The organism is Bradyrhizobium sp. Pa8, from assembly GCF_052588265.1.
In genome coordinates this window covers 5,630,899-5,649,240 of sequence record NZ_CP176767.1, presented here as the reverse complement: position 1 = coordinate 5,649,240, position 18,342 = coordinate 5,630,899, and the positions used below count along the sequence as shown (strand labels likewise).

At 60.1% G+C, this 18,342-nt stretch carries 23 protein-coding genes; 16 read left to right on the top strand and 7 right to left on the bottom strand.

The genetic code is table 11. The features are described from left to right. Positions 1–30 precede the first annotated feature (30 nt). Genes ACKWRH_RS26545 through ACKWRH_RS26525 form a run of 5 tightly spaced genes read right to left on the bottom strand, consistent with a single transcriptional unit; the run spans position 31 to position 1,727 of the window. Positions 31–285 (bottom strand): hypothetical protein, encoded by a 255-nt coding sequence (locus tag ACKWRH_RS26545; RefSeq protein WP_445215925.1) that lies wholly within the window; start codon positions 283–285, stop codon positions 31–33. Continuing rightward, positions 282–542 carry a hypothetical protein gene (locus ACKWRH_RS26540; RefSeq protein ID WP_445215924.1) on the bottom strand — a complete coding sequence of 87 codons (261 nt, stop codon included), beginning with the start codon at positions 540–542 and terminating at the stop codon, positions 282–284. Before ACKWRH_RS26540 ends, ACKWRH_RS26545 begins: the two co-directional genes overlap by 4 nt. Beyond that, positions 539–1,006, bottom strand: a complete 468-nt coding sequence (locus tag ACKWRH_RS26535; protein WP_445215923.1) for a hypothetical protein — start codon at positions 1,004–1,006, stop codon at positions 539–541. Before ACKWRH_RS26535 ends, ACKWRH_RS26540 begins: the two co-directional genes overlap by 4 nt. Positions 1,007–1,050: 44 nt before the next feature. Then, on the bottom strand, positions 1,051–1,329 hold the full coding sequence (locus tag ACKWRH_RS26530) for a hypothetical protein (protein ID WP_445215922.1): 279 nt from the start codon (positions 1,327–1,329) through the stop codon (positions 1,051–1,053). Positions 1,330–1,340: 11 nt separating this feature from the next. After that, entirely contained in the window at positions 1,341–1,727 is a 387-nt protein-coding gene (locus ACKWRH_RS26525) for a hypothetical protein (RefSeq protein ID WP_445215921.1), read from the bottom strand. A 496-nt stretch (positions 1,728–2,223) separates the two neighbouring features. On the opposite strand from ACKWRH_RS26525, the gene ACKWRH_RS26520 reads away from it, so the two are divergent. The 4 genes from ACKWRH_RS26520 (at position 2,224) to ACKWRH_RS26505 (ending at position 4,853) form a co-directional block, all read left to right on the top strand. Further along, entirely contained in the window at positions 2,224–3,075 is an 852-nt protein-coding gene (locus ACKWRH_RS26520) for a hypothetical protein (protein WP_445215920.1), read from the top strand. 52 nt (positions 3,076–3,127) lie between these two features. Beyond that, complete coding sequence (locus ACKWRH_RS26515; RefSeq protein ID WP_445215919.1) at positions 3,128–3,505, top strand: hypothetical protein; 378 nt, start codon at positions 3,128–3,130, stop codon at positions 3,503–3,505. Beyond that, the gene (locus ACKWRH_RS26510) at positions 3,505–4,149 is read left to right on the top strand and encodes a hypothetical protein (protein WP_445215918.1); all 645 of its coding nucleotides are present in this window, start codon (positions 3,505–3,507) and stop codon (positions 4,147–4,149) included. Before ACKWRH_RS26515 ends, ACKWRH_RS26510 begins: the two co-directional genes overlap by 1 nt. A 404-nt stretch (positions 4,150–4,553) precedes the next feature. Next, positions 4,554–4,853 carry a hypothetical protein gene (locus tag ACKWRH_RS26505; protein ID WP_445215917.1) on the top strand — a complete coding sequence of 100 codons (300 nt, stop codon included), beginning with the start codon at positions 4,554–4,556 and terminating at the stop codon, positions 4,851–4,853. 701 nt (positions 4,854–5,554) lie between these two features. Here the strand turns inward: ACKWRH_RS26505 and ACKWRH_RS26500 are convergent. Both ACKWRH_RS26500 and ACKWRH_RS26495 read right to left on the bottom strand, forming a co-directional pair. After that, on the bottom strand, positions 5,555–6,109 hold the full coding sequence (locus ACKWRH_RS26500; RefSeq protein WP_445215916.1) for an AidA/PixA family protein: 555 nt from the start codon (positions 6,107–6,109) through the stop codon (positions 5,555–5,557). A 295-nt stretch (positions 6,110–6,404) separates the two neighbouring features. Next, positions 6,405–6,908, bottom strand: coding sequence for an inclusion body family protein (locus tag ACKWRH_RS26495; protein ID WP_445215915.1), 504 nt, complete (start codon positions 6,906–6,908; stop codon positions 6,405–6,407). 854 nt (positions 6,909–7,762) lie between these two features. Between ACKWRH_RS26495 and ACKWRH_RS26490 the strand changes: the two genes are divergently transcribed. The 12 genes from ACKWRH_RS26490 to ACKWRH_RS26435 all read left to right on the top strand — a co-directional run bounded on the left by ACKWRH_RS26490 (position 7,763) and on the right by ACKWRH_RS26435 (position 18,342). Then, positions 7,763–8,038 carry a hypothetical protein gene (locus tag ACKWRH_RS26490; RefSeq protein WP_445215914.1) on the top strand — a complete coding sequence of 92 codons (276 nt, stop codon included), beginning with the start codon at positions 7,763–7,765 and terminating at the stop codon, positions 8,036–8,038. Positions 8,039–8,552: 514 nt separating this feature from the next. Then, positions 8,553–9,134, top strand: a complete 582-nt coding sequence (locus ACKWRH_RS26485) for a deoxynucleotide monophosphate kinase (protein ID WP_445215913.1) — start codon at positions 8,553–8,555, stop codon at positions 9,132–9,134. Positions 9,135–9,136: 2 nt separating this feature from the next. Then, complete coding sequence (locus tag ACKWRH_RS26480; protein WP_445215912.1) at positions 9,137–9,718, top strand: terminase small subunit; 582 nt, start codon at positions 9,137–9,139, stop codon at positions 9,716–9,718. Positions 9,719–9,889: 171 nt separating this feature from the next. Further along, on the top strand, positions 9,890–11,836 hold the full coding sequence (locus ACKWRH_RS26475; RefSeq protein ID WP_445215911.1) for a phage terminase large subunit family protein: 1,947 nt from the start codon (positions 9,890–9,892) through the stop codon (positions 11,834–11,836). 15 nt (positions 11,837–11,851) lie between these two features. Next, positions 11,852–12,124 (top strand): hypothetical protein, encoded by a 273-nt coding sequence (locus tag ACKWRH_RS26470; protein ID WP_445215910.1) that lies wholly within the window; start codon positions 11,852–11,854, stop codon positions 12,122–12,124. 213 nt (positions 12,125–12,337) lie between these two features. Beyond that, complete coding sequence (locus ACKWRH_RS26465; protein WP_445215909.1) at positions 12,338–12,844, top strand: TIR domain-containing protein; 507 nt, start codon at positions 12,338–12,340, stop codon at positions 12,842–12,844. After that, on the top strand, positions 12,841–13,710 hold the full coding sequence (locus ACKWRH_RS26460) for a macro domain-containing protein (protein WP_445215908.1): 870 nt from the start codon (positions 12,841–12,843) through the stop codon (positions 13,708–13,710). Before ACKWRH_RS26465 ends, ACKWRH_RS26460 begins: the two co-directional genes overlap by 4 nt. A 52-nt stretch (positions 13,711–13,762) precedes the next feature. Beyond that, the gene (locus tag ACKWRH_RS26455) at positions 13,763–13,969 is read left to right on the top strand and encodes a hypothetical protein (protein WP_028181390.1); all 207 of its coding nucleotides are present in this window, start codon (positions 13,763–13,765) and stop codon (positions 13,967–13,969) included. Continuing rightward, positions 13,966–15,576, top strand: coding sequence for a phage portal protein (locus ACKWRH_RS26450; protein WP_445215907.1), 1,611 nt, complete (start codon positions 13,966–13,968; stop codon positions 15,574–15,576). Before ACKWRH_RS26455 ends, ACKWRH_RS26450 begins: the two co-directional genes overlap by 4 nt. Beyond that, positions 15,573–16,871 carry a S49 family peptidase gene (locus ACKWRH_RS26445; RefSeq protein WP_445215906.1) on the top strand — a complete coding sequence of 433 codons (1,299 nt, stop codon included), beginning with the start codon at positions 15,573–15,575 and terminating at the stop codon, positions 16,869–16,871. The genes ACKWRH_RS26450 and ACKWRH_RS26445 overlap by 4 nt, the downstream gene beginning before the upstream one ends. 11 nt (positions 16,872–16,882) lie before the next feature. After that, positions 16,883–17,245 (top strand): head decoration protein, encoded by a 363-nt coding sequence (locus tag ACKWRH_RS26440; protein WP_445215905.1) that lies wholly within the window; start codon positions 16,883–16,885, stop codon positions 17,243–17,245. A 38-nt stretch (positions 17,246–17,283) separates the two neighbouring features. Further along, complete coding sequence (locus ACKWRH_RS26435) at positions 17,284–18,342, top strand: major capsid protein (protein WP_445215904.1); 1,059 nt, start codon at positions 17,284–17,286, stop codon at positions 18,340–18,342.

Below are 18,342 nucleotides of genomic sequence, written 5' to 3'. Positions count from 1 at the left end.
TTGATCAGTTCGGCGACGGTTTGGAAGCTCTCAAGTCTCACAGTTGTCGTTCCCCAAGTTGTCGAGATCATAGATTTCGCGGAAGCGGTCGCGGCTGATGTCCCTCGGATCAACCTCGACGATGCCCGGCGGCATGAAGGCGTTAGGATCGGGCTCGACCGCGATGCCATCCATCGCGATCTCGCCGGTGGTCAGAAAGCAGTGGCCGTAGTCAGCGGCGCGCAGCTTGGCGGCGATCTCGGCGAAGGCCGCCTGTGAGATCGGAAGGCGGACCAACGTCCTCACGCGAAACCCTCCATGCGAACAGCAGAACGAAGGGCGTTGATGCGCCTCTCGCTCTCGGCGAGCTTCGCTTCGAGTTCGGCGATCCGCTTGTTCTGAGCCCGCTCGGTGAACGCGGCGATCTCGCGGGCGAGGTCGGTACGCTCTGCGGTGACGTAGGCGAGGCCCATGGACTTCTGCCGGGCATCGGCTTGCTGCGTATAGGTCCGGTCAACGAACGCCTGGGCGACCGCGAGCAGGCCGGTGTTGGGGCCGTTCATGACTGGACCACCTTTCCGCTGACGGTCGAAGCGGGGACGGAGACCATCGGAGGGACGCCCAACGCCTTCAGCCATTCGATGCAGAACTGCGCGGCAGTGGCCGGATCGTGATGCTCGGCGAGCGCGTCTTCGATGACCTCGATCATCCCCTCGCGGCCCATGCCTTCGCGGAGCCCGTCGCGGATGTTGATCAGCGCGTGAAGGAGCGACGCCGCTTCGGCTGCGCGCTTGGCGTTCAGCTTGATCAGCGTGTTGATGTTCTCGCGCAGGATATCGTTGTGCGCCTTGGTCGCGATGGACGACCGCAGGTCGAACCAACCGAACAGCATGAGGACCATGGCGGCGGTGGTGAAGATGCAGGCGACCGTCGCGTAGCCGTTGAGGGTCGCGTCGAGCGCGAGGCAGAGGCCGAAGCCGCCGGTGGCGAGCAAGGTGTAGAGGCGAAGCATGGTGATGGCTTTCATGGGAGGGTGAACCTGCAAGGATCGCTTGCAGGTTGGGATTGGGTTCAGGCGGCGTTGGCGGGCAGGACGACGTGAGCGGGCGGCAGCTTCTTGCCGAGCGCCTTGGCTCCGGCGGCGGTGACGGCGAAGACGCGCATCGAGCCGAAGTCGCGATCCGGGTTGCGGACCATGAAGCCCTTTCCGACAAGGCGCTGGGCGGTGCCGATGTCTTCGCCGTTGGCGTGAGCAGCGACGAAGTTGCGGTTGACGGAGCCGCCGTGTTCGAGGCCGAGCGCGCGGCGGGCCAGCATTCGTTCGCAGTGCGTGAGTTGGAAGTCGGTCATGGCGATCCCCTTCAGCCGAACAGAGCGTTTTGGTCGGAATGCATTGCCTGCGGCGCGGAGCGACGCGGCTTTGCGGTGGAGGGCTGGGGGAGATCGACGGCCGTCAGGCTGTCCTTGTGGCGGATGACGTGAGCCGTCATGCCGCTGACGTTCTTGCGGCGATCCTTCAGCTTGATCAGGTCGCCCTTCGTGACGAGTTCCGAGACGCGGGGGCGGATCGCCAAGACGCTCTCGCGCATCTGAGCCGCGATCTCGTCAGCGGTCAGCCGGTAGCCCTTGAGCATCAGTTCGAGGATCGCGATGCGGAGCTTCGCAGCCCTCGTGACGACCTTCTCGGCCGCGTCCTTCGAAGCGCCCCCGCCCTTCGATCCCGGCGTGTTCGGATAGTTCTGAGACATAGGCAAAGCTCTCCCGTTCGCCCCGATGGGCGTTGTTCAGATCGGCGATGTGCGGTGTGGATTTCCCGTCCCGTCCGGCGTGAATCAGGCCGGTCCCGCGTGACTCAACGGATATACGAAGGATGATCCGTCGCGCAATGGTTTTGATAGGGATGTTGACGGATGGCCGCAGGCCGATGGTTAGCGAACGGTGAATAGCAGGCCGATCTCGCGCATAGAAATCGCCAACTCCATATTATCGAAATGAGGGGGGTTTGGGTTTTCGAGGAATACCCCTGAAAACAAAACCCCCTATTCCCGGCGCGGGCTAAAGGGGGTTTGGAGGGTTTCTCCTACGTATATAATAGTAATATATACTTGTAATATAGTCTGTAGAAGATATGCGTGAAATACGTTACCTCTATATATAGGGGAGAAACCCCCGAAACCGCAGTTGACATTATCGCTCGCGACGGATGGAAGTGCGAGTTCGACGGATCGAAGTGGATATTATCCGATGCGCAGGAAGGTCATGGGAGAGTGGGACGCCAAGGCGGCGTTCCTCAACGTGCCCGACGATGGATGGTCCTTCGTTGGCTTCGCCAACGCTCTGCCGTGCCATCCTAGCGAGGCAGAGGGCATCGCTCGGTATCTGCACCGGAAGAAACTGATCTGGCTCTCGATGCGGCAGGGACACGGCAGAGTGTTCCCGACGACGATGCGTCCCGGTCGAGGTCGGCCGAAGGCGCTCGGCATCGAGCAAGCGCCGCTCATGGACCCCTCGCTGGCGGGCTTCCTCACCCAGGCGCATCCGACGTTCCTGAAGATCAGGCTGTTGCTCGGGACCGATCCCGGCGGTGCCTGGAACGAACATCAGGCGGCGAAGGCCGAGATCAGGTACGCCATCGCGGTCGAGGCCACGAAGCTCATGACGCTCTGCCGGACGTTCGCCAAGAAACACCCCGCCATTCCCGTTACGGCGCTCCGTGATGCGCTCTGGCTCGATAGGCCGCATACGATGCCCGTCATCGCGGAGACGCAGCCCGACCTTACCCCGGCGGGCTCTGAGCCCGTGGTCGAGCAGCCGAAGGGGAGGCAGCGGCTCTCCCGCAATCTGACCGACGAAGAGCGGATGATGGCCTATGTCGAAGCCGCCGGCGCAACGGGCATTGCCGCCTATGAGATCGCCAACAAGGGCAAGATCGCTCGCGACCGCGTGACCATCATCGGCGAGATGTTCGAGAACATGGGCGTGATCCGCTCGGCGGTTGTCCGCACGTCGGATCGCGGACGCAAGGGGACGCGGTACTTCATGGCGAAGCACGGCGAGCCGTTGATCGGCGAGGGCGGTCGTTTGATCCTTTCCTGACGGCGACCGGATCAGTCTCTTCCGACGCGGTGATCTGCGCGAGCATTCGCGCATGGAAACCCGCATCGTCGATACCATCCCCGAGTGGCGCTATCAGGCTGAAGTCATCGCGCGCCTTCACAAGCTCGAAGATGACGGGCTTCCGATCACCTGTGCCGGTGATATGAACCGCGCCAAGCGTTCGCGACGCGAGCGCATGGAAGCCAAGGTCACGGGCCTCACGGCGGGCGAGCCCGACGTTCGCGTTTATATCACCGGCGGGTTTCTGCTCAGCATCGAACTGAAGACGCCCAAGGGATCGCGCTCGAAGGCGCAGAAGGAACGTCATCCGAAGCTTCAGGCTCTCGGCTTCACCGTCATCACGGCGAAGGCTCCCACCCCCGAAGAGCTCGCTGACGAAGTCGAGCGGATCGTGCGGAGCTATCTGTAGTGCAGATCACGCTCACGCTCACGAAGGGAATGCTCGACCGGCTGGATCAGCTTCGTGATCGTAGCGTCAACACCGCAACTGCCAAGGCGCTGACCTTCACCGCGAAGGACGCGCAAGAGGCGTTGAAGGTCCAAATCCCAGGCATCTTCGTCCTGCGCCGCCCGTGGGTGGTCAGCGGCATTCGCATTCGCCCCGCTAACGGTGGCAATCTCACGGCAGTGGTTGGCTCCATCGACAAGTACATGGAGCGCCATGTCATCGGTGCGGGCAAGGAGAAGTATCCCGACAACGCGCTCTCGATCCACTCGAAGCGCAATAGCAGCGGCCGTCTCGCGACCGGCGGCATCCTGATCAAACCCTACGGCTCCATTGGCCGCGCCCCGGTTCATACCGTGGTGCGTCGCCAGTTGAAGCGCATGGAAGGCAACAAGCGGAAGCCGTTCCAGATCGTAGGGAAGGGCGGCAATGTGTTGGTCGTTCGTCGCAAGACGAAGAAGCGAACGCCGCTGCAATTCCTCGCGAAGGTTCAAGCGCATGCGGTCATCAACGAGAATTGGGATTTCTTCGGCGCGGTGAAGGGCGTCGTTCACGCTCGCTTCGAACATCACTTCTTCCGTGCAATCTTCAACGCGTCGAGCCGGTGAGGGAGTAAAATTCTCGATGCACCCAGTTGACTTAGGATGTCCCGGCCTCCCGCGCCGCTCGAAACGGTCAGGAGCTGCTTTACAAACCGCCTGCAGTCTCTGCCTTCGGGAGGCATGCTGATCTAAGCGGCACCGCCGTAGTCGGCGCGTAACCCCATTAGCGTAAGTTTGATCTTCTCGTCACGGTGACCATGCACGCCAGGCTCGCGAAGACGGGCGCGCTGCCTAATGGCGCGATCGTTGCATCGACGCGCTAACTTGCGCGCGCAACATCACCGATGTCAGAGCGACTACCATCGAGGGGTGACGGCATTACGAGTATCACAAACATCAACCCGCGACACATCATTCATGTCAGCCACGGAGGCAAGAACGAATACGGAGCTGAGCTTTCGATTGTTCATTTGACCGACGGCTTCACCGAAGTCGTGATCGGCGATTTCCACCGGAACAGCGAAGCATTAGCGCCGATCATCCCGGCTTTCCCAGGGTTTGAGTACATTTATGCTATTGAGAACGAGGTAGGGGAATATGTTGAGATCGTTCGACAGCCGAAAATCGGGTGGCGCTGCATTTCAGATTCGGCCCCTTCGCCAATAACCGCGAGTGGCGACGAGAGCCTATCTAATCCGGGTGCAGTCCTGAACCCGAAAGGTAGGATCACCATTCAGCACTGCGAGTATTACGGCAGCGTGGAGGATTAGCTGAAAAACCTAAATGAGCGTCGTTTGTGCGACTAGCAACTACCAAGCTTGGTAGTAACTTCCGACGGCCGTGAAGACTAACCTCGCGAGTGTGTCAGCAGGACGATGTTCTCCAGGACGATGTTCTCGATGTCGAACGCGATAACCGTGCTCTCAGCAGCCGAAATTGCGGGCGCTAAAAAGCGTGTCAACTATCAACACGCAAGAGTTGAGGATGAACACGACGACTGTGTGAGGATTGCCTATCAATGGCTGGACGCACAAATACTAACTAAGAGGATGTTGGGCCGATTATACCGCTTAGACAAGATCATAGAGGTTTGGGGCGGCAGGCACATTGCTGCGTCCGATGTAGCAGTTGCCGCTGAATTGCACCCGAGAATCCGAGGCAAATACCCTCACTTCAATATCTGCGCTCGCCTAACCTTCCCCTCCGGTCGTCGGCTTGCCAACATTGCGGAGGCGAGAACGCAAGGCCACCACCTTACGACGCAACACATTGTCGAAACATACGGTCGGATCGAGGAGCCGTTGGAAGTGGGTCGGCCCAATGCGGCGCGGCCTGTAGCAACCCTCGTCGATAGATGGAATTTCAACCGCTAAACAGGCCGAGCGACATTCCGAGAACTGGTTATTCCAGTAGTCCCCACAGAACTTCCAGCTGAGTTCGGGATTGAATGACCGCGCCCGGAGCAGCCCGACTATGGCACCTCCCTGAGACCCGCGACGTTGATCTGCAGACGCCATCGGAAGTATCCTAGCACCGAACAGGCCTTGTTCAAGACCATGAAGTTCAGATCGCAAGGCGCCACACCATCGGCCAGCACTCGACTCTGCCAGAAATAGTCGTCGATGCGTTGGTTACCTGGCTGTAATAACTTCTCGAAGTTGGGTGTCGCGACGGTCAAGGCTGGGCGCTGGACAAGCTCAAAGAGCGAAAGAACATCAGCATGTTCCTGCGCGATTCCATAAAGCACGACGATATGCTCGCCTCTCAAGGCCAGGGCATTTCCACGGATGCGCAGATGGACGCCAGGCGTGACAACCAGATCGAGATGGCCGTCATTGCTCCCGAGCGGCCCGCCATCGCGCGCGGCCAGGACGTAGAGATGCTCACTGTCGATGGGTACGGGCGCATCGGGCGAAAGACTGACATTCGAATACCGTGACAGCAGTGTCTCTGCGTCGACGATGAGCAGAACGGCAACGTGAGACTCGGAGCACTCTCTCTTGGTTGAGCGCCTCTCTTTGGCCATTACTGTTTCCCTTCCTCCGACTGCGCGATGCTCGGCGACCGCCAAGCTTGCCAAGTGCTTGGGGGCGGCCGCGCTGGATGGTGCTGACGGCGGATCGGCTCATTCGAGAGCAACGCGAAGAAGCGACAGCTGGTCGAGAAGGCCGATCCGCCAGGGACGACGGATGAGGTCGCTACGCGTCCGGACCGCAAGCTTTGCACCTACCATTTCATGCTCCCCTCGGCGTCGAGGGTGGCTGGAATCATGGCCGTTGCCCCGCCGTGCGGTTCCTTCGATGCCCTGGTGATCATCCACATCAATTGTGGATGGTGATGAACGGATCCCACGAGAAGTATCCCAGCGCGCTGCATTTGCGATCGACGATCATGAAGTTGAAATGGTAGGTGACTCGTCCGATAGCCAAAGTTTCCGAGGACCAATAATAGTTGGCAATTGTCTGACATGTAGGCACGGACGGATTGCTAGGATTGGGATGTGCAAACGAGGCCTCCGCCTTCCGCGGGGTCGGCGTCGAGATCAGCTCGTTCCCTACGTTTCCGATGAAGCGATAGAAGATCACTGACTTTTCGAATCCAAGGGAGAGGCTGGTCTCGCGCCAACGAATCAAATCCCCGACCTGTGCCTTCAGGTCGAGCTCGCCGCCCGCTTGCCCACTGATCACGTTGTCCTGATTGGTGATCATGTAGACATGGCGGAAATCAATGAGAGTGGGGCTGTCCGGCTTCTTGCTCGGATTCGAGTACTTCTGAAGAATGGTTTCCGTATCAAAGGCAACGAGAACGTCTGTGACTCTGGACATTAGGCATCTCCATTGCAAAGAGGATGTTCGGCTTTCGCCGAGAGGCAACCTATCGCTGTAAACCATTGCGATGGCTGATAACGTCGTTCGTTGAATTGCGCTGCTTAGCGGTTCATCTGGAGTTTACTACGCTGCCGAGTAAGCTTGAGAGTCGTATGTGATCATAAGATGATTTCTCCTCAGGTTGTGCGCGTCGTAGAAGACTGCATTTGCCGTGCCAAGGAAGAGGGGTTCATTTGAGATCGACGGGATGGCGCTTTAGCTGCCACGTCGCAAGTTTGAAATCGGCCGATGGAGAGCGCGATAGAGTTCCCGAGAGCAATCAACGGCCCGCGCCGTAAGTGCTTCCTCGAGTTGGGTAATGTGCCTTATGGGTGACAGCTTTCGGTCTTCGTGTTTATCCAACTCCGTCGTGTGGGCGCGCATACCACCCCTCGAGAAAGCAGCTAGTCCGATCGCCGTCACGCGCAACAAGATGTTCATGTTGTCGCATTCATGCGCGTAGGACTTAAGACGTTTTGCGGCAAGCCGCGACAAGCGGGCCGCGATTTCAGATCGCGCCGCGAAGAAACTGGTTTCGCTCTCGACGCGCGGCTCGCAAAGCGTGGCGTGCCAATTGCATCCGCCTACGACACCGCGTCGCGGGGCTAAAAAGAAGCTGCGATAATCTCTTCTAAGGAAGAATGCCAACTCAGTGGGCGAGAGAATATTAACATGGCAAACCCCAATCCAAATTGGTTCTCCTGGTTGAGTTTTCCGTTCTTTGCGCCACTCAGCGGGTCAGTTACTCAAGATATTGCACCAAATTTTCTTAGAGTTTCGGACGCCGAAAAGGAGATATTTAGAGGCACAGCTTGGGCGAATGGATCGAGATCCTTTCCAAGGGCATCCTGCAACCAGCGTCTAAGGCAGAGCTGCGGCTTGCTACGCTCACGAAGGTGGAACAAGAAGAGGCGGACGAACGAATCGGCAAACTGAAGGAAATGGTAGAAAGCCTGGAGGAGATCAAACAAAGCCACGGCGATACAGCTCTTCTGGACGCTGTACGCGCGGTGGATCGCCTGAAGGAGGTTAGTCCCGAGCGATATGAGGAGTTCATTCATGAGCGTGCCGATCAGCCGAGAGACTGATCAGCCTAGCAGTGCAAAGGGTACCGTGCACACGAGCAGACCTTGTGAAAATGACCAACCCGAGTCCGCGTGGCCTGAATATCTGGAATGCTTCACGCCTTGGACGCGCTAGAACCGGGGGCTCGCAGAACGGCGAGGCGATCTTACCAGACTACGCTCGCTGCCACTTACCGCGGACTCTCCAAGTCGTTCGGTCCTGATTCTCCAACGCTATATTGCGCCGAAAGGGTATTTGGGTCCTTCCGACCGGGTTAGGGCTGCGGGTGACGCGCGACCGCCCGACTCTGGCAGATATAAAATTTCAAAAGTGACTTTTTGTTCTCGGTTCGGTTGTGGAGCCGGGGGTTCCAGCACAACCCGGCCTGCCCCCGGATAACATCCGATTGGCGATTTTCATGGGCTAAATTGATGTTTTGGTCCGGCGTCCGTCCGTCGCTGCCAAGGGAGACCAAAACACGCTCGAAAGAAACTATACCGATTGAGACCGTATGGCTCTTAATCGGAGCCTCCATCCATGATCGTTATCGGCCTCAAGGGCCTTATCGGGTCCGGCAAGACCACCGTGGCCCGCCATCTCATCGAAAATCACGGGTTTGTACGGGGGCGCTTCGCTGGCGCTCTGAAGGGCATGCTGCGCGCCTACCTGCGCTACCGGCGCTGCGACGAAGCCACCATCGAGCGCATGATCGACGGCGACCTGAAGGAGCAGCCGACGCCCTGGCTGGGCGGCAAGTCGCCCCGGCACGCCATGGAAGGGCTCGGCGGCGTTTGGGGCCGCGATCACATGGGATCGGACTTCTGGATCGGGACCGAGACCGACGTGCTCTACATGCAAGCGCCGAAGCGCGTTGTCTTCGAGGACGTGCGTCACGCCAATGAGGGCGAGGCCATCGACCGCATGGGCGGATGGGTGATCGAGATCGTTCGCCCCGGCTTGATCCCCCAGGAACATCGCACCGAGCAGGCGCAGGCCGATGTCAAAGCGCATCGCAGCGTCATGAACTACCAGGGCGACATGGCGTCCACCTTCCGGCAGATGGACATCGTCGTCGCCGATCTGGTCGCCCGCACGGACCGCAGCAACGTGCTCGCCTGATCATGGGCAAGACCGTCAACCGACAAGAGCTTGCGGACATCTTCGGCTATTCGCTGCCGACGATTTCCGCATGGGTCGAGAACGGAATGCCGGTCAAGTCGCACGGCGGCCGTGGCAAGCAGTTCGAGTTCGACACCGAAGAAGTCCTGAAGTGGCTGCTCGCACGCGAGCGAGCCGAGCGGAAGGCGCACACGGCTGCGACGCTGAAGGAAGGCGGCGAAGAGATCACCATCGACAAGGCGCGGCTTCGCAATGAGATCGCGAAAGCGAAGCTGTCCGAGTTGGAATTGGCGACGAAGATGGAGCTTGTCCGCCCCATCGCCATGGTCGCCAAGGTGCTCTCGAACGAGATCGCGAACGCGCGCGCCCGGTTGCTCGGCATCCCATCCAAACTACGGCCTGCCATTCAACTCGAAGTCGGCGCGCCTGACGGCACGAAGAAGCTGGTCAACGAAGTTGAGCGGCTGATCCTCGAAGCACTCAACGAAATCAAGATGACGGTGGACGACCCGGTTGAGGAAGAGCCTCACGCCGAGCCGCCGTCCGAACCCATCGAGCAGAACGAAGAAGAAGATGACGAGTGAGTTCAAGCCTTCTTGGATGAAGTGGCCGCCGAACAGTTGCGAAGTCTGCACCGCCTGGAAACGGGAAGGGGAGTGGCATGGCGTCTGCCAACGCGCGGCGTCGGTCAATTTCGATCAACCCACCGATGCACGTCAGCGGTGCCCTGAATATCAACGCAAGCCGGATGCGTGATGACCTCTGCCGTCGCAGTCGTTGACGAGTTCAGTGACGATGCCGCCTATGAAGCGCGGCTTCGAGCGCAGGTCCGCGAAATCATTGCGCAAAGCTTCAGCCCGCCGCCGAAGCTGACCGTCTCCGAATGGGCCGACGAATACCGCGTGCTGTCGCCGGAAGCGTCTTCCGAGCCCGGCAAGTGGTCAACCGCGCGCGTGGAGCCGTCGCGCGGCATTATGGATGCCTTCGCCGATCCTGAGATCGAGATCATCACCTGTATGGTCGCGGCGCAGACGGTGAAGACCGAAGTCATCAACAACGTGGCTGGCTTCCACGTCCATCTCGATCCTTGCCCGATGCTCATTCTGCAACCGACGTTGCAGATGGCCGAAGCCTACTCGAAGGATCGTCTCGCGCCGATGATCCGCGACACGCCTGCGCTCGCGGCGAAGCTCGGCAACAGCGCTCGCGACTCCGAAGACACGATCCTTCACAAGAAATATGCGGGCGGCCATATCACGATGGCGGGCGCAAACTCGCCTGCATCGCTCGCGTCGCGTCCGATCCGCATTTTGCTCTGCGACGAAGTCGATCGCTATGAGGCGAGCGCCGGTAAGGAAGGCGACCCCGTCTCGCTCGCCATCGAGCGAACGACGACGTTCTGGAATCGCAAGATCGCGCTGGTCTCGACGCCGACGATCAAGGGCGCGTCGCGCATCGAGTCCTCTTATGAGGAAAGCGATCAGCGCCGCTTCTTCGTGCCGTGCCCGAAGTGCGCTCACATGCAACATCTGCGATGGGCGCAGGTCCGTTGGCCCGACAACGATCCGCTCGCGGCGCGCTATCACTGCGAATACAGCGACCCCGACACCGGCGAACTGTGCGATCACGGATGGAGCGAGGCCGAGCGGCTGAAGGCGATCCAGCGCGGCGTGTGGATCGCTACGAAGCCGGAAGTGAAGGGCCACGCTGGCTTCCACCTGAACCGCATCGCATCGCCTTGGCGCGCCCTGGGCGAGATGGCGCGCGACTTCGTGTTGGTGAAGAAGCACCCCGAGCGTCTGAAGACCTGGGTGAACACGCGCCTCGCGGAAACGTGGGAAGAGCGAGGCGAGCGCGCCAACCCGGACTCGATCTATGCTCGCCGCGAAGAGTATGACGCCTCGATCATCCTTCCGAGCGGCGTCGGCTGCATCACCGGATCGGTGGACATTCAGGACGACCGCGCCGAGATCGAGTGGTGCGGTTGGGGCCAGGACGATGAATCGTGGTCGCTCGACTACAAGGTCCACTATGGCGCGCCCAATTCTCCCGGCTTTTGGGAGGTCGTCGATACGGCCTTGCTGCGCACGTTCAAGCATCCGTCCGGCGTCGAAATGCGCGTGGAAGCGGCCTGCATCGACTCTGGCGGCCACTTCACGCAGCACGTCTACAACTTCGTGCGTCCGCGCATCGCTCGCCGCGTCTACGCCATTAAGGGCATCGGCGGACCCGGTCGCCCCATCTGGCCGGTGAAGGGCACGGTCAACAAGGCGAAGAACGTCACGATCTTCGTGCTCGGCGTCGATCAGGCCAAGGACATGCACTACAAGCGCCTCGAACTGAAGGAGCCCGGTCCCGGCTACTGCCATTACCCGCTGCTCGAAAACTATGACAAGAAGTTCTTCGAGGGGCTGACCGCCGAAAAAGCCGTCTTGAAGACGGACAGACGCGGCTTTGTGCTGAAGGAATGGCACAAGGTCCATCAGCGCAACGAACCGCTGGATCTGCGCGTCTACAACATCGCGGCGCGGCTCTCGCTCGGGATCAACATGGAGCGCCGCCTGATGGCCCTGCGCATGGCAGCGGCAAACGCATTGAATGCAGCCCCGCAACAGTCTGTTGTGCGCGATGAACCGACCCCTGCGGCTCCCCAGGCCGTTCTTGGGCGGCGGCGCGTCCGCAGTCGTGGCGTTGAAAGTTAAGGATTGACCGACTAGATGAAGAGCATGATGACCGGAGAAGACGTGCGCGAGGCCCGCGCAAAGCTGGGCAGGATGTGGAAGCCGGGCGGCAACGCGCTGACTGCGCAAGAGCTCGTTCGCGCCTTGGGTCTCTCGGAAGACCACGGGACCGACCATGTCTACAACATGGAGAAGGGCAAGTCGGCCGTATCCGGCACTATCGAGATGCTTCTGCGCATCTATCTCGCCGGGGGAGTGCCGCCCGACGATGTCGCGATCTTCAAAGAAGCGCCCAAGCGAGCGCGATAGGCGCTATCTGGTTTCGAATTGGCTGAGTGAGCAGGGGCGCGAGATTCGGCCTCCGCTTGTGTTTTTTCTGAAGTTGTGGACAGATGTCGAAGCAACTTGCGGCGTCCCATCTTATTCACTGAACATATTGCATTTCGCCCTGAACTGGCCAGGGTCGTGGCCCCCGAATCGGTTCATCCTCCTCCGGCCCGGCCTAGAAGAAGGAATCTTGCGATGGCCTATCGCAACAAGACTTACATCTGTTTCGACGGTGATACCGACATGAGCTATTATCGACTGATGCAGGCATGGAAAGACAACGAACACCATGACTTCAATTTCAATAATGCGCACGACCTGAATACTGCGCGTGACTCAAGTCAGGAAGAAAGCATCAAGCGGCAACTGCGCGAACGGTTCGCTAACTCGAAACTACTCATCGTCCTCATCGGCGAGAAAACAAGGCTGCTAACTAAATTCGTCAAATGGGAAATGGAAGTCGCTCTGCGCCTAGACCTGCCAATAATCGGCGTGAACCTCAACGGCTCTCGGCAGAGTGATGGTCGATGCCCGCCTGCAATCAAGGATCAGCTAGCGGTCTTTGTCCCTTTTAGCCAAAAGATGATTTCATATGCGATGGACAACTGGCCGAGCAGTCATAAATCTTATCGCGAAAAGGGCGAGAGTGGAGCTTACCGGTACAACGACTCCGTTTACCAACAGCTGGGCGTCGGTACATGAGGCTCGGGTCATACCTAACACGATCATATTGGAAGTACGCAGTATTCTCGAAGCAGGCCGGTGCTGATTTTCTGAAAGCTCTTGGCACGCAAAATCTGATCATCGGACTTCTCGATTCGTTCAAGGTGATACCGCGAGACACGCTGCCGGGGATAACTTTTTGGGCGATGCTCCTGTTCTCTGGGATATGGGTTTTGCTGTCGCGCAGGCCCGTGCTGAAGGTTACTTACAAAATCCCCAAAAAGGATTTCAGTTATGAGGTGCGTATCGGTGACTTGCTGAACAGCAAAGAAGACATAGTCGTTAGCACAAACACGACTTTCGATACGGACATGGCAAGCGGACTTATTTCACCGAAGAGCGTACAGGGCCAAGTTGTTACCCGTTTTTTTGAAGGGAAGACCGACGAACTCGATAAGCAACTTAAAAAGGCATTGGTAGGAGTGCCGTACACCGACGCAATCAGTCCCGGAAACAAAAAACGGTATCCGTTCGGCACGGTCGTTAAGGTTCCGGCGCATGGCAAGAACTTCTATTTTCTTGCCATGTCAGAGCTGAATGAGCATGGGACTGCGCAGTCAAACCAATCGCAGATCACTATCTCTCTGGAGCAGCTATGGGAGTTCGTGGGGCGTCAAGGTGAAATAGGCGAACTGGCAATTCCCGCACTAGGCACGGGTCGAGGGCGGTTGCAGTTGCCGCGTAGAAAAGTGATCGAGCTAATCGCTCAGTCCTTTGCTGATGCTTCTCAAGAGAAGGTGTTCGCAAATAAACTGGCTATCGTCGTGCATCCCGAGGATGCAAAGCGCTATGAAGTGAATCTGTTTGAAGTTCGAGATTATCTCGCGTTGAGCCTGCATCACTAAAGGAGATCGGAACGATCTCTTGCAAGCGAGCCATGTCCCGTAGCTTCGGGCCATGGCAAAGACCGTCGAAGAGCAGCTTGAAGAGACCCTAAACTCGATCAACACGGTCGAGCAGAACGGTCAGCGTTACACGATCAAGGATCGTGAGCTTTGGCGCGCCGATCTGCGCCAACTCGATCAGCGCGCTCAACGCCTCGAAAAGCAGGCCGCTCGGGCCAAGCGCGGCGGCATTCGTACCCAGCGGGTGATCCCGCTGTGATTAAGCCCGTCGCGCCGACCCTTATGGACCGCTTCCTGGCGGGCGTCGCACCGAACTTCGCGACGCGCCGCTATCATGCGCGCCTCTCGCTCAACTACATGGGCCAATACGCCGGTGCGCGCTCGAACCGCGCCGCCCTGAAGGCGTGGAAGACCCATCCCGGCTCGGCCGACTCCGACACCCTGGGCGACCTTCCCACGCTGCGCAGCCGCTCTCGCGATCTCGGCCGCAACAATCCCATCGCCACCGGCGCAAGGCAGACCTCGAAGAGCAACGTTGTTGGCTCCGGCCTGCGCGTGCGCTCGAAGCTGAACCCGAAGCTGCTCGGCATGTCGCCGGAAGCCGCCGAGTTGTGGGAGCGCAAGTCCGAGACGCTGTTTGACCTTTGGGCGCAGTCGAAGCTCTGCGACATCACGCTCACGCAGAACTTCTATGAGCTTCAGGGCCTCGTTTTCAGCGCCGTCTTCGAATCCGGTGACACCTTCGTGTTGCGCCGGACGCCGAAGCGCCCCAACGCCGTCGTGCCGCTCGCGCTCAACGTGATCGAGGCCGACCGCGTCGCCACCCCGAGCGAGTTGGAAGGCGAGTACCTGATCCGTGACGGCGTCAGGATCGACGAAGACGGCGCTCCGGTCGCTTACATCGTCCTGAACGAACACCCCGGCGAGCGCCAGACCTATACGGTCAACGGCTTCACCGAAATCCCGGCCTTCGGCAAGAAGTCGGGCGAGCAGATGGTGCTCCATATCTTCGAGCGCATGCGCCCCGGCCTGAACCGTGGCATTCCTGCGCTCGCTCCGGTCATCGAAATCCTGAAGCAACTCGACCGCTACAGCGAAGCCGAGTTGATGAAGGCCGTCGTGTCTTCGTTCTTCACCGTCTTCCTGAAAACCTCGGGCGACGACGGCTTTGCTGGCGCTACGCCTGGCCTTCCTGGGATGGGGGCGAACGACGTGACCATGGGGCCGGGAACCATCGTCGATATCGGCACCGACGAAGAGATTCAGACTGCGCAGCCCGCGAACACTGCGAACTTCGACCCGTTCTTTCAATCGGTCGTGAGGCAGATCGGCGTCGCTCTGTCCATCCCGTTCGAACTGCTCATGATGCACTTCACGGCGAGCTACAGCGCGTCGCGGGCATCTCTGGAAATGGCCGCGCAGTTCTTCCGCGACCGCCGCACTTGGCTCGTCCGCAACTTCTGCGCGCCCGTTTACGAGTGGTTCCTGACCGATGCGATCAACGCCGGTCTGATCGACGCGCCCGGCTTCTTCAATGATCCCGTCAAGCGCGCGGCGTGGCTCGGCGCTCAGTGGATCGGCCCGGCGCGGATCATCCTCGACCCGCTCAAGGAATGGAAGGCCGAGACCGAGGCCGTCAGCCTGGGCGCTCGCACCATCGAGCAGGTCATCATCGAGCGCGGTGGCGACGACTTCGAGCAGACCACGGCGCAGCGCGCACGCGAGCATACCGCTCGCGCGGCAGCGAAGCTCGAACCCGAAGTTCTCGCGCCGTCCGGCATGGGGTCTCGCGTCAACGAAGACATCGAACAGAAGGGCGACGGCACCGACAAGCCCGCCCCGAAGAAGCCCGAGAAAAAGCAATGACCATCAACGTCCGCAACCCGCTGATCTTCGACGCAGCTGTCACGGCCAATTGGGCCATGGAAGAGGGGGCTCTGCGTCAGGTCATGGAGATCGCCGCGCGCGAGACTCAGATCACGCCGCAGATGCTCGAAGCCTATCGCGGCCAAGAGCTTGAGCGGTCCGAGCGCGCGACGCGGCGCGGCAACGTCGCGGTGATCGACGTGGCTGGCCCCTTGTTCAAGCGCGCCAACCTCATGACGACGTTCTGCGGAGCGACCGCTTACGAGACCGTGCGCCGCGACCTTCAGGCCGCGATGGACAATGCGTCCATTCGCTCGATCCTGCTCAACCTTCATTCGCCTGGGGGCGAGGCCGCTGGCGTTGCGGAGCTTGCCACGGCGATCAACGAAGTGCGCGGCAAGAAGCCCATCGTCTCGTATGCAGGCGATCAGGCGGCCTCCGCTGCGTTCTGGTTGGGCACCGCGTCGGACGAGTTCATTATCGGGCCGACCGCCGCGCTCGGCTCCATGGGCGTCGTCGCGGGCTATCGAGACACGTCTGCGCAGGACGCGGCGCGAGGCATCAAGACCATCGAGTTCGTGTCTTCGCAGTCGCCCTACAAGCGCGTTGACATCAACACCCAGGAAGGCCGCGACCGCGTGCAAGCGCGCGTTGACGCAATGGCCGCCGTGTTCGTCGAGACGGTCGCGAAGTATCGCGGTGTGAGCGTCGAACATGCACTCGAACACTTCGGACAGGGCGATGTCCTGATCGGCAAGGCGGCAGTCGATGCCGGAATGGCCGATGGAGTCGCGACGTTCGAACAGGTTCTCGCGAGCTTGTCTCGCGGTGAAAGCCCGAAGGCATCCTATGCCTTCAATCCGGCCGCTACCGGCCAAGCCAACGAGGAAGAGATGAAGACTGAACCGGGCGCGACGGCCGCTGACTCCAAGCCGGAAGAGACCGCAACCGTGACCACGACGACCGTCGAGGCCACCACCGAGCAGACCGTCGATCTCGCCGCCGAAGCTCGCACCGTCGAGCGCAAGCGCGTCACCGACATCATGGGCCTGACCCTGCCGGGTTACGAAGACCACGCCGCAAAGGCTATCGAAACGGGCTCTTCGGCTCACGAGTTCTCGGCCATGATCGTAGCCGCTGAAAAGGCCAAGCGCACCGAGCGCGCCGCTGACATCAAGACGGACACCGAAGCCAACTCTGGCGTCGCCCCGTCGAGCGGTCAGGAAAGGGCGCAGGGTGACGAAGCCGCTGTCAACGCAATTCTCGGCGCGATGAAGCTCGCGACCGGCAAGTAAGGAGCCGCAACGTGGCGAAGTTTCAGAACGAAGGCGAGTACGTCCCGAGCATGCTCATGCTCGGCCATCACCGCGCCCGCAAGGTGACGGTCAAGTCGGGCGCTGGCGTTCTCGGCAAGGGCACCGTGCTCGGCCAGATCACGGCCGACAAGAAGTACCTCAAGTCCATCGCGGCCGCGACGGACGGCTCGCAGGTCCCCGACGCGATCCTCAGTGAGCAGGTCGATGCGACCTCCGCTGACGTGGAGGTCGTCGTCTACATCGCTGGCGAAGTCGATCAGGACAAGCTGATCCTCGGCGCCGGTCACACCCTCGGGTCGGTGGATGCGGTCTTCCGCACGAAGTCGATCTGGCTCGTTAAGCCGATGGGCTAACCGAGACAACCACGAAAGCAAAACGGGAAGCCCGACCTATGGACCTCTTTTCGACCACCGCCCTGAACCGTGTTGTCGAGGAACTGCCGCTCAACCCGGCGTTCTTCCTCAACACCTTCTTCACCACCACCGAGACCTCCGAGACCGAAGACATCAAGTTCGACTCGGTCAAGGGTCGTCGCCTGATCTCGCCGCTCGTCTCGCCCATCGTCGCGGGCAAGGTGATCCGCGAAGCTGGCTTCAAGACGCAGTCCCTGTCCCCGGCCTACCTCAAGGACAAGCGCGTCTTCAAGCCCCAGGGTCAGTTCAAGCGCCGCGCAGGCGAGAAGATCGGCGGCAGTCTGTCGCCCGAGCAGCGGCTTGCCGCGTCCATCGGCTTCGCTCTGAGCGAGCAGTTGGATATGTGGACCCGCCGCCTGGAAGTCATGTCGGCCGAAGTCCTGCGCACCGGCAAGATCGTTCTGAAGGGCGATGACTACCCCGAGCAGCTTGTTGACTTCGGTCGCGACGCTCAACTGAGCATCGTCCTGACCGGCACCGACAAGTGGGACAATGTCGCCGTCAACCCGCTCGACGACATCGAAGATTGGGGTCAGATGATCTTCGATCATTCGTCGCTGACCTGCCGTGACGTGATCATGGCGAGCGACGTGTGGAAGACCATCCGCGCCAAGCTGGCCGGTCCCGACACCGATGCGGTCGCCAAGGCGATGCGTCTTCAGATCGACATGACCGCCGCGACTCTGGAATCGGCTCGCGCCTCGCTCGGCCCGATCCTGATCACCCCCGGCATCCGTCTGGTTGCGCAGTTCGGCGACTATCGCCTGTGGGTCCACGCCGACAAGTACGTCGATCCGCTCGACAACGTCGAGAAGGACGTGCTCCCGGCCGGTGAAGTCGTGATGGCTTCGCGCGAGATCGAGGGCGTCCGTCACTTCGGCGCGATCATGGACCTCAAGGCCGGTATCCAGCCCCGCGACTTCTTCGTGAAGTCCTGGGAGGAAGAGGACCCGTCCGTGCGGTACATCCTCGGCCAGTCCGCCCCGCTGATCGCGCCTTACCGCGTGAACGGCACCCTGGGCGCGAAGGTGAAGTGA

Coding starts and splice junctions, on each gene's coding strand:
- ACKWRH_RS26470 (WP_445215910.1), top strand. CDS start 11,852: ATGAAGAGCATGATGACCGGAGAAGACGTGCGCGAGGCCCGCGCAAAG.
- ACKWRH_RS26480 (WP_445215912.1), top strand. CDS start 9,137: ATGGGCAAGACCGTCAACCGACAAGAGCTTGCGGACATCTTCGGCTAT.
- ACKWRH_RS26515 (WP_445215919.1), top strand. CDS start 3,128: ATGGAAACCCGCATCGTCGATACCATCCCCGAGTGGCGCTATCAGGCT.
- ACKWRH_RS26460 (WP_445215908.1), top strand. CDS start 12,841: ATGAGGCTCGGGTCATACCTAACACGATCATATTGGAAGTACGCAGTA.
- ACKWRH_RS26525 (WP_445215921.1), bottom strand. CDS start 1,727: ATGTCTCAGAACTATCCGAACACGCCGGGATCGAAGGGCGGGGGCGCT.
- ACKWRH_RS26530 (WP_445215922.1), bottom strand. CDS start 1,329: ATGACCGACTTCCAACTCACGCACTGCGAACGAATGCTGGCCCGCCGC.
- ACKWRH_RS26500 (WP_445215916.1), bottom strand. CDS start 6,109: ATGGCCAAAGAGAGGCGCTCAACCAAGAGAGAGTGCTCCGAGTCTCAC.
- ACKWRH_RS26435 (WP_445215904.1), top strand. CDS start 17,284: ATGGACCTCTTTTCGACCACCGCCCTGAACCGTGTTGTCGAGGAACTG.
- ACKWRH_RS26520 (WP_445215920.1), top strand. CDS start 2,224: ATGCGCAGGAAGGTCATGGGAGAGTGGGACGCCAAGGCGGCGTTCCTC.
- ACKWRH_RS26465 (WP_445215909.1), top strand. CDS start 12,338: ATGGCCTATCGCAACAAGACTTACATCTGTTTCGACGGTGATACCGAC.
- ACKWRH_RS26535 (WP_445215923.1), bottom strand. CDS start 1,006: ATGAAAGCCATCACCATGCTTCGCCTCTACACCTTGCTCGCCACCGGC.
- ACKWRH_RS26485 (WP_445215913.1), top strand. CDS start 8,553: ATGATCGTTATCGGCCTCAAGGGCCTTATCGGGTCCGGCAAGACCACC.
- ACKWRH_RS26540 (WP_445215924.1), bottom strand. CDS start 542: ATGAACGGCCCCAACACCGGCCTGCTCGCGGTCGCCCAGGCGTTCGTT.
- ACKWRH_RS26495 (WP_445215915.1), bottom strand. CDS start 6,908: ATGTCCAGAGTCACAGACGTTCTCGTTGCCTTTGATACGGAAACCATT.
- ACKWRH_RS26445 (WP_445215906.1), top strand. CDS start 15,573: ATGACCATCAACGTCCGCAACCCGCTGATCTTCGACGCAGCTGTCACG.
- ACKWRH_RS26475 (WP_445215911.1), top strand. CDS start 9,890: ATGACCTCTGCCGTCGCAGTCGTTGACGAGTTCAGTGACGATGCCGCC.
- ACKWRH_RS26455 (WP_028181390.1), top strand. CDS start 13,763: ATGGCAAAGACCGTCGAAGAGCAGCTTGAAGAGACCCTAAACTCGATC.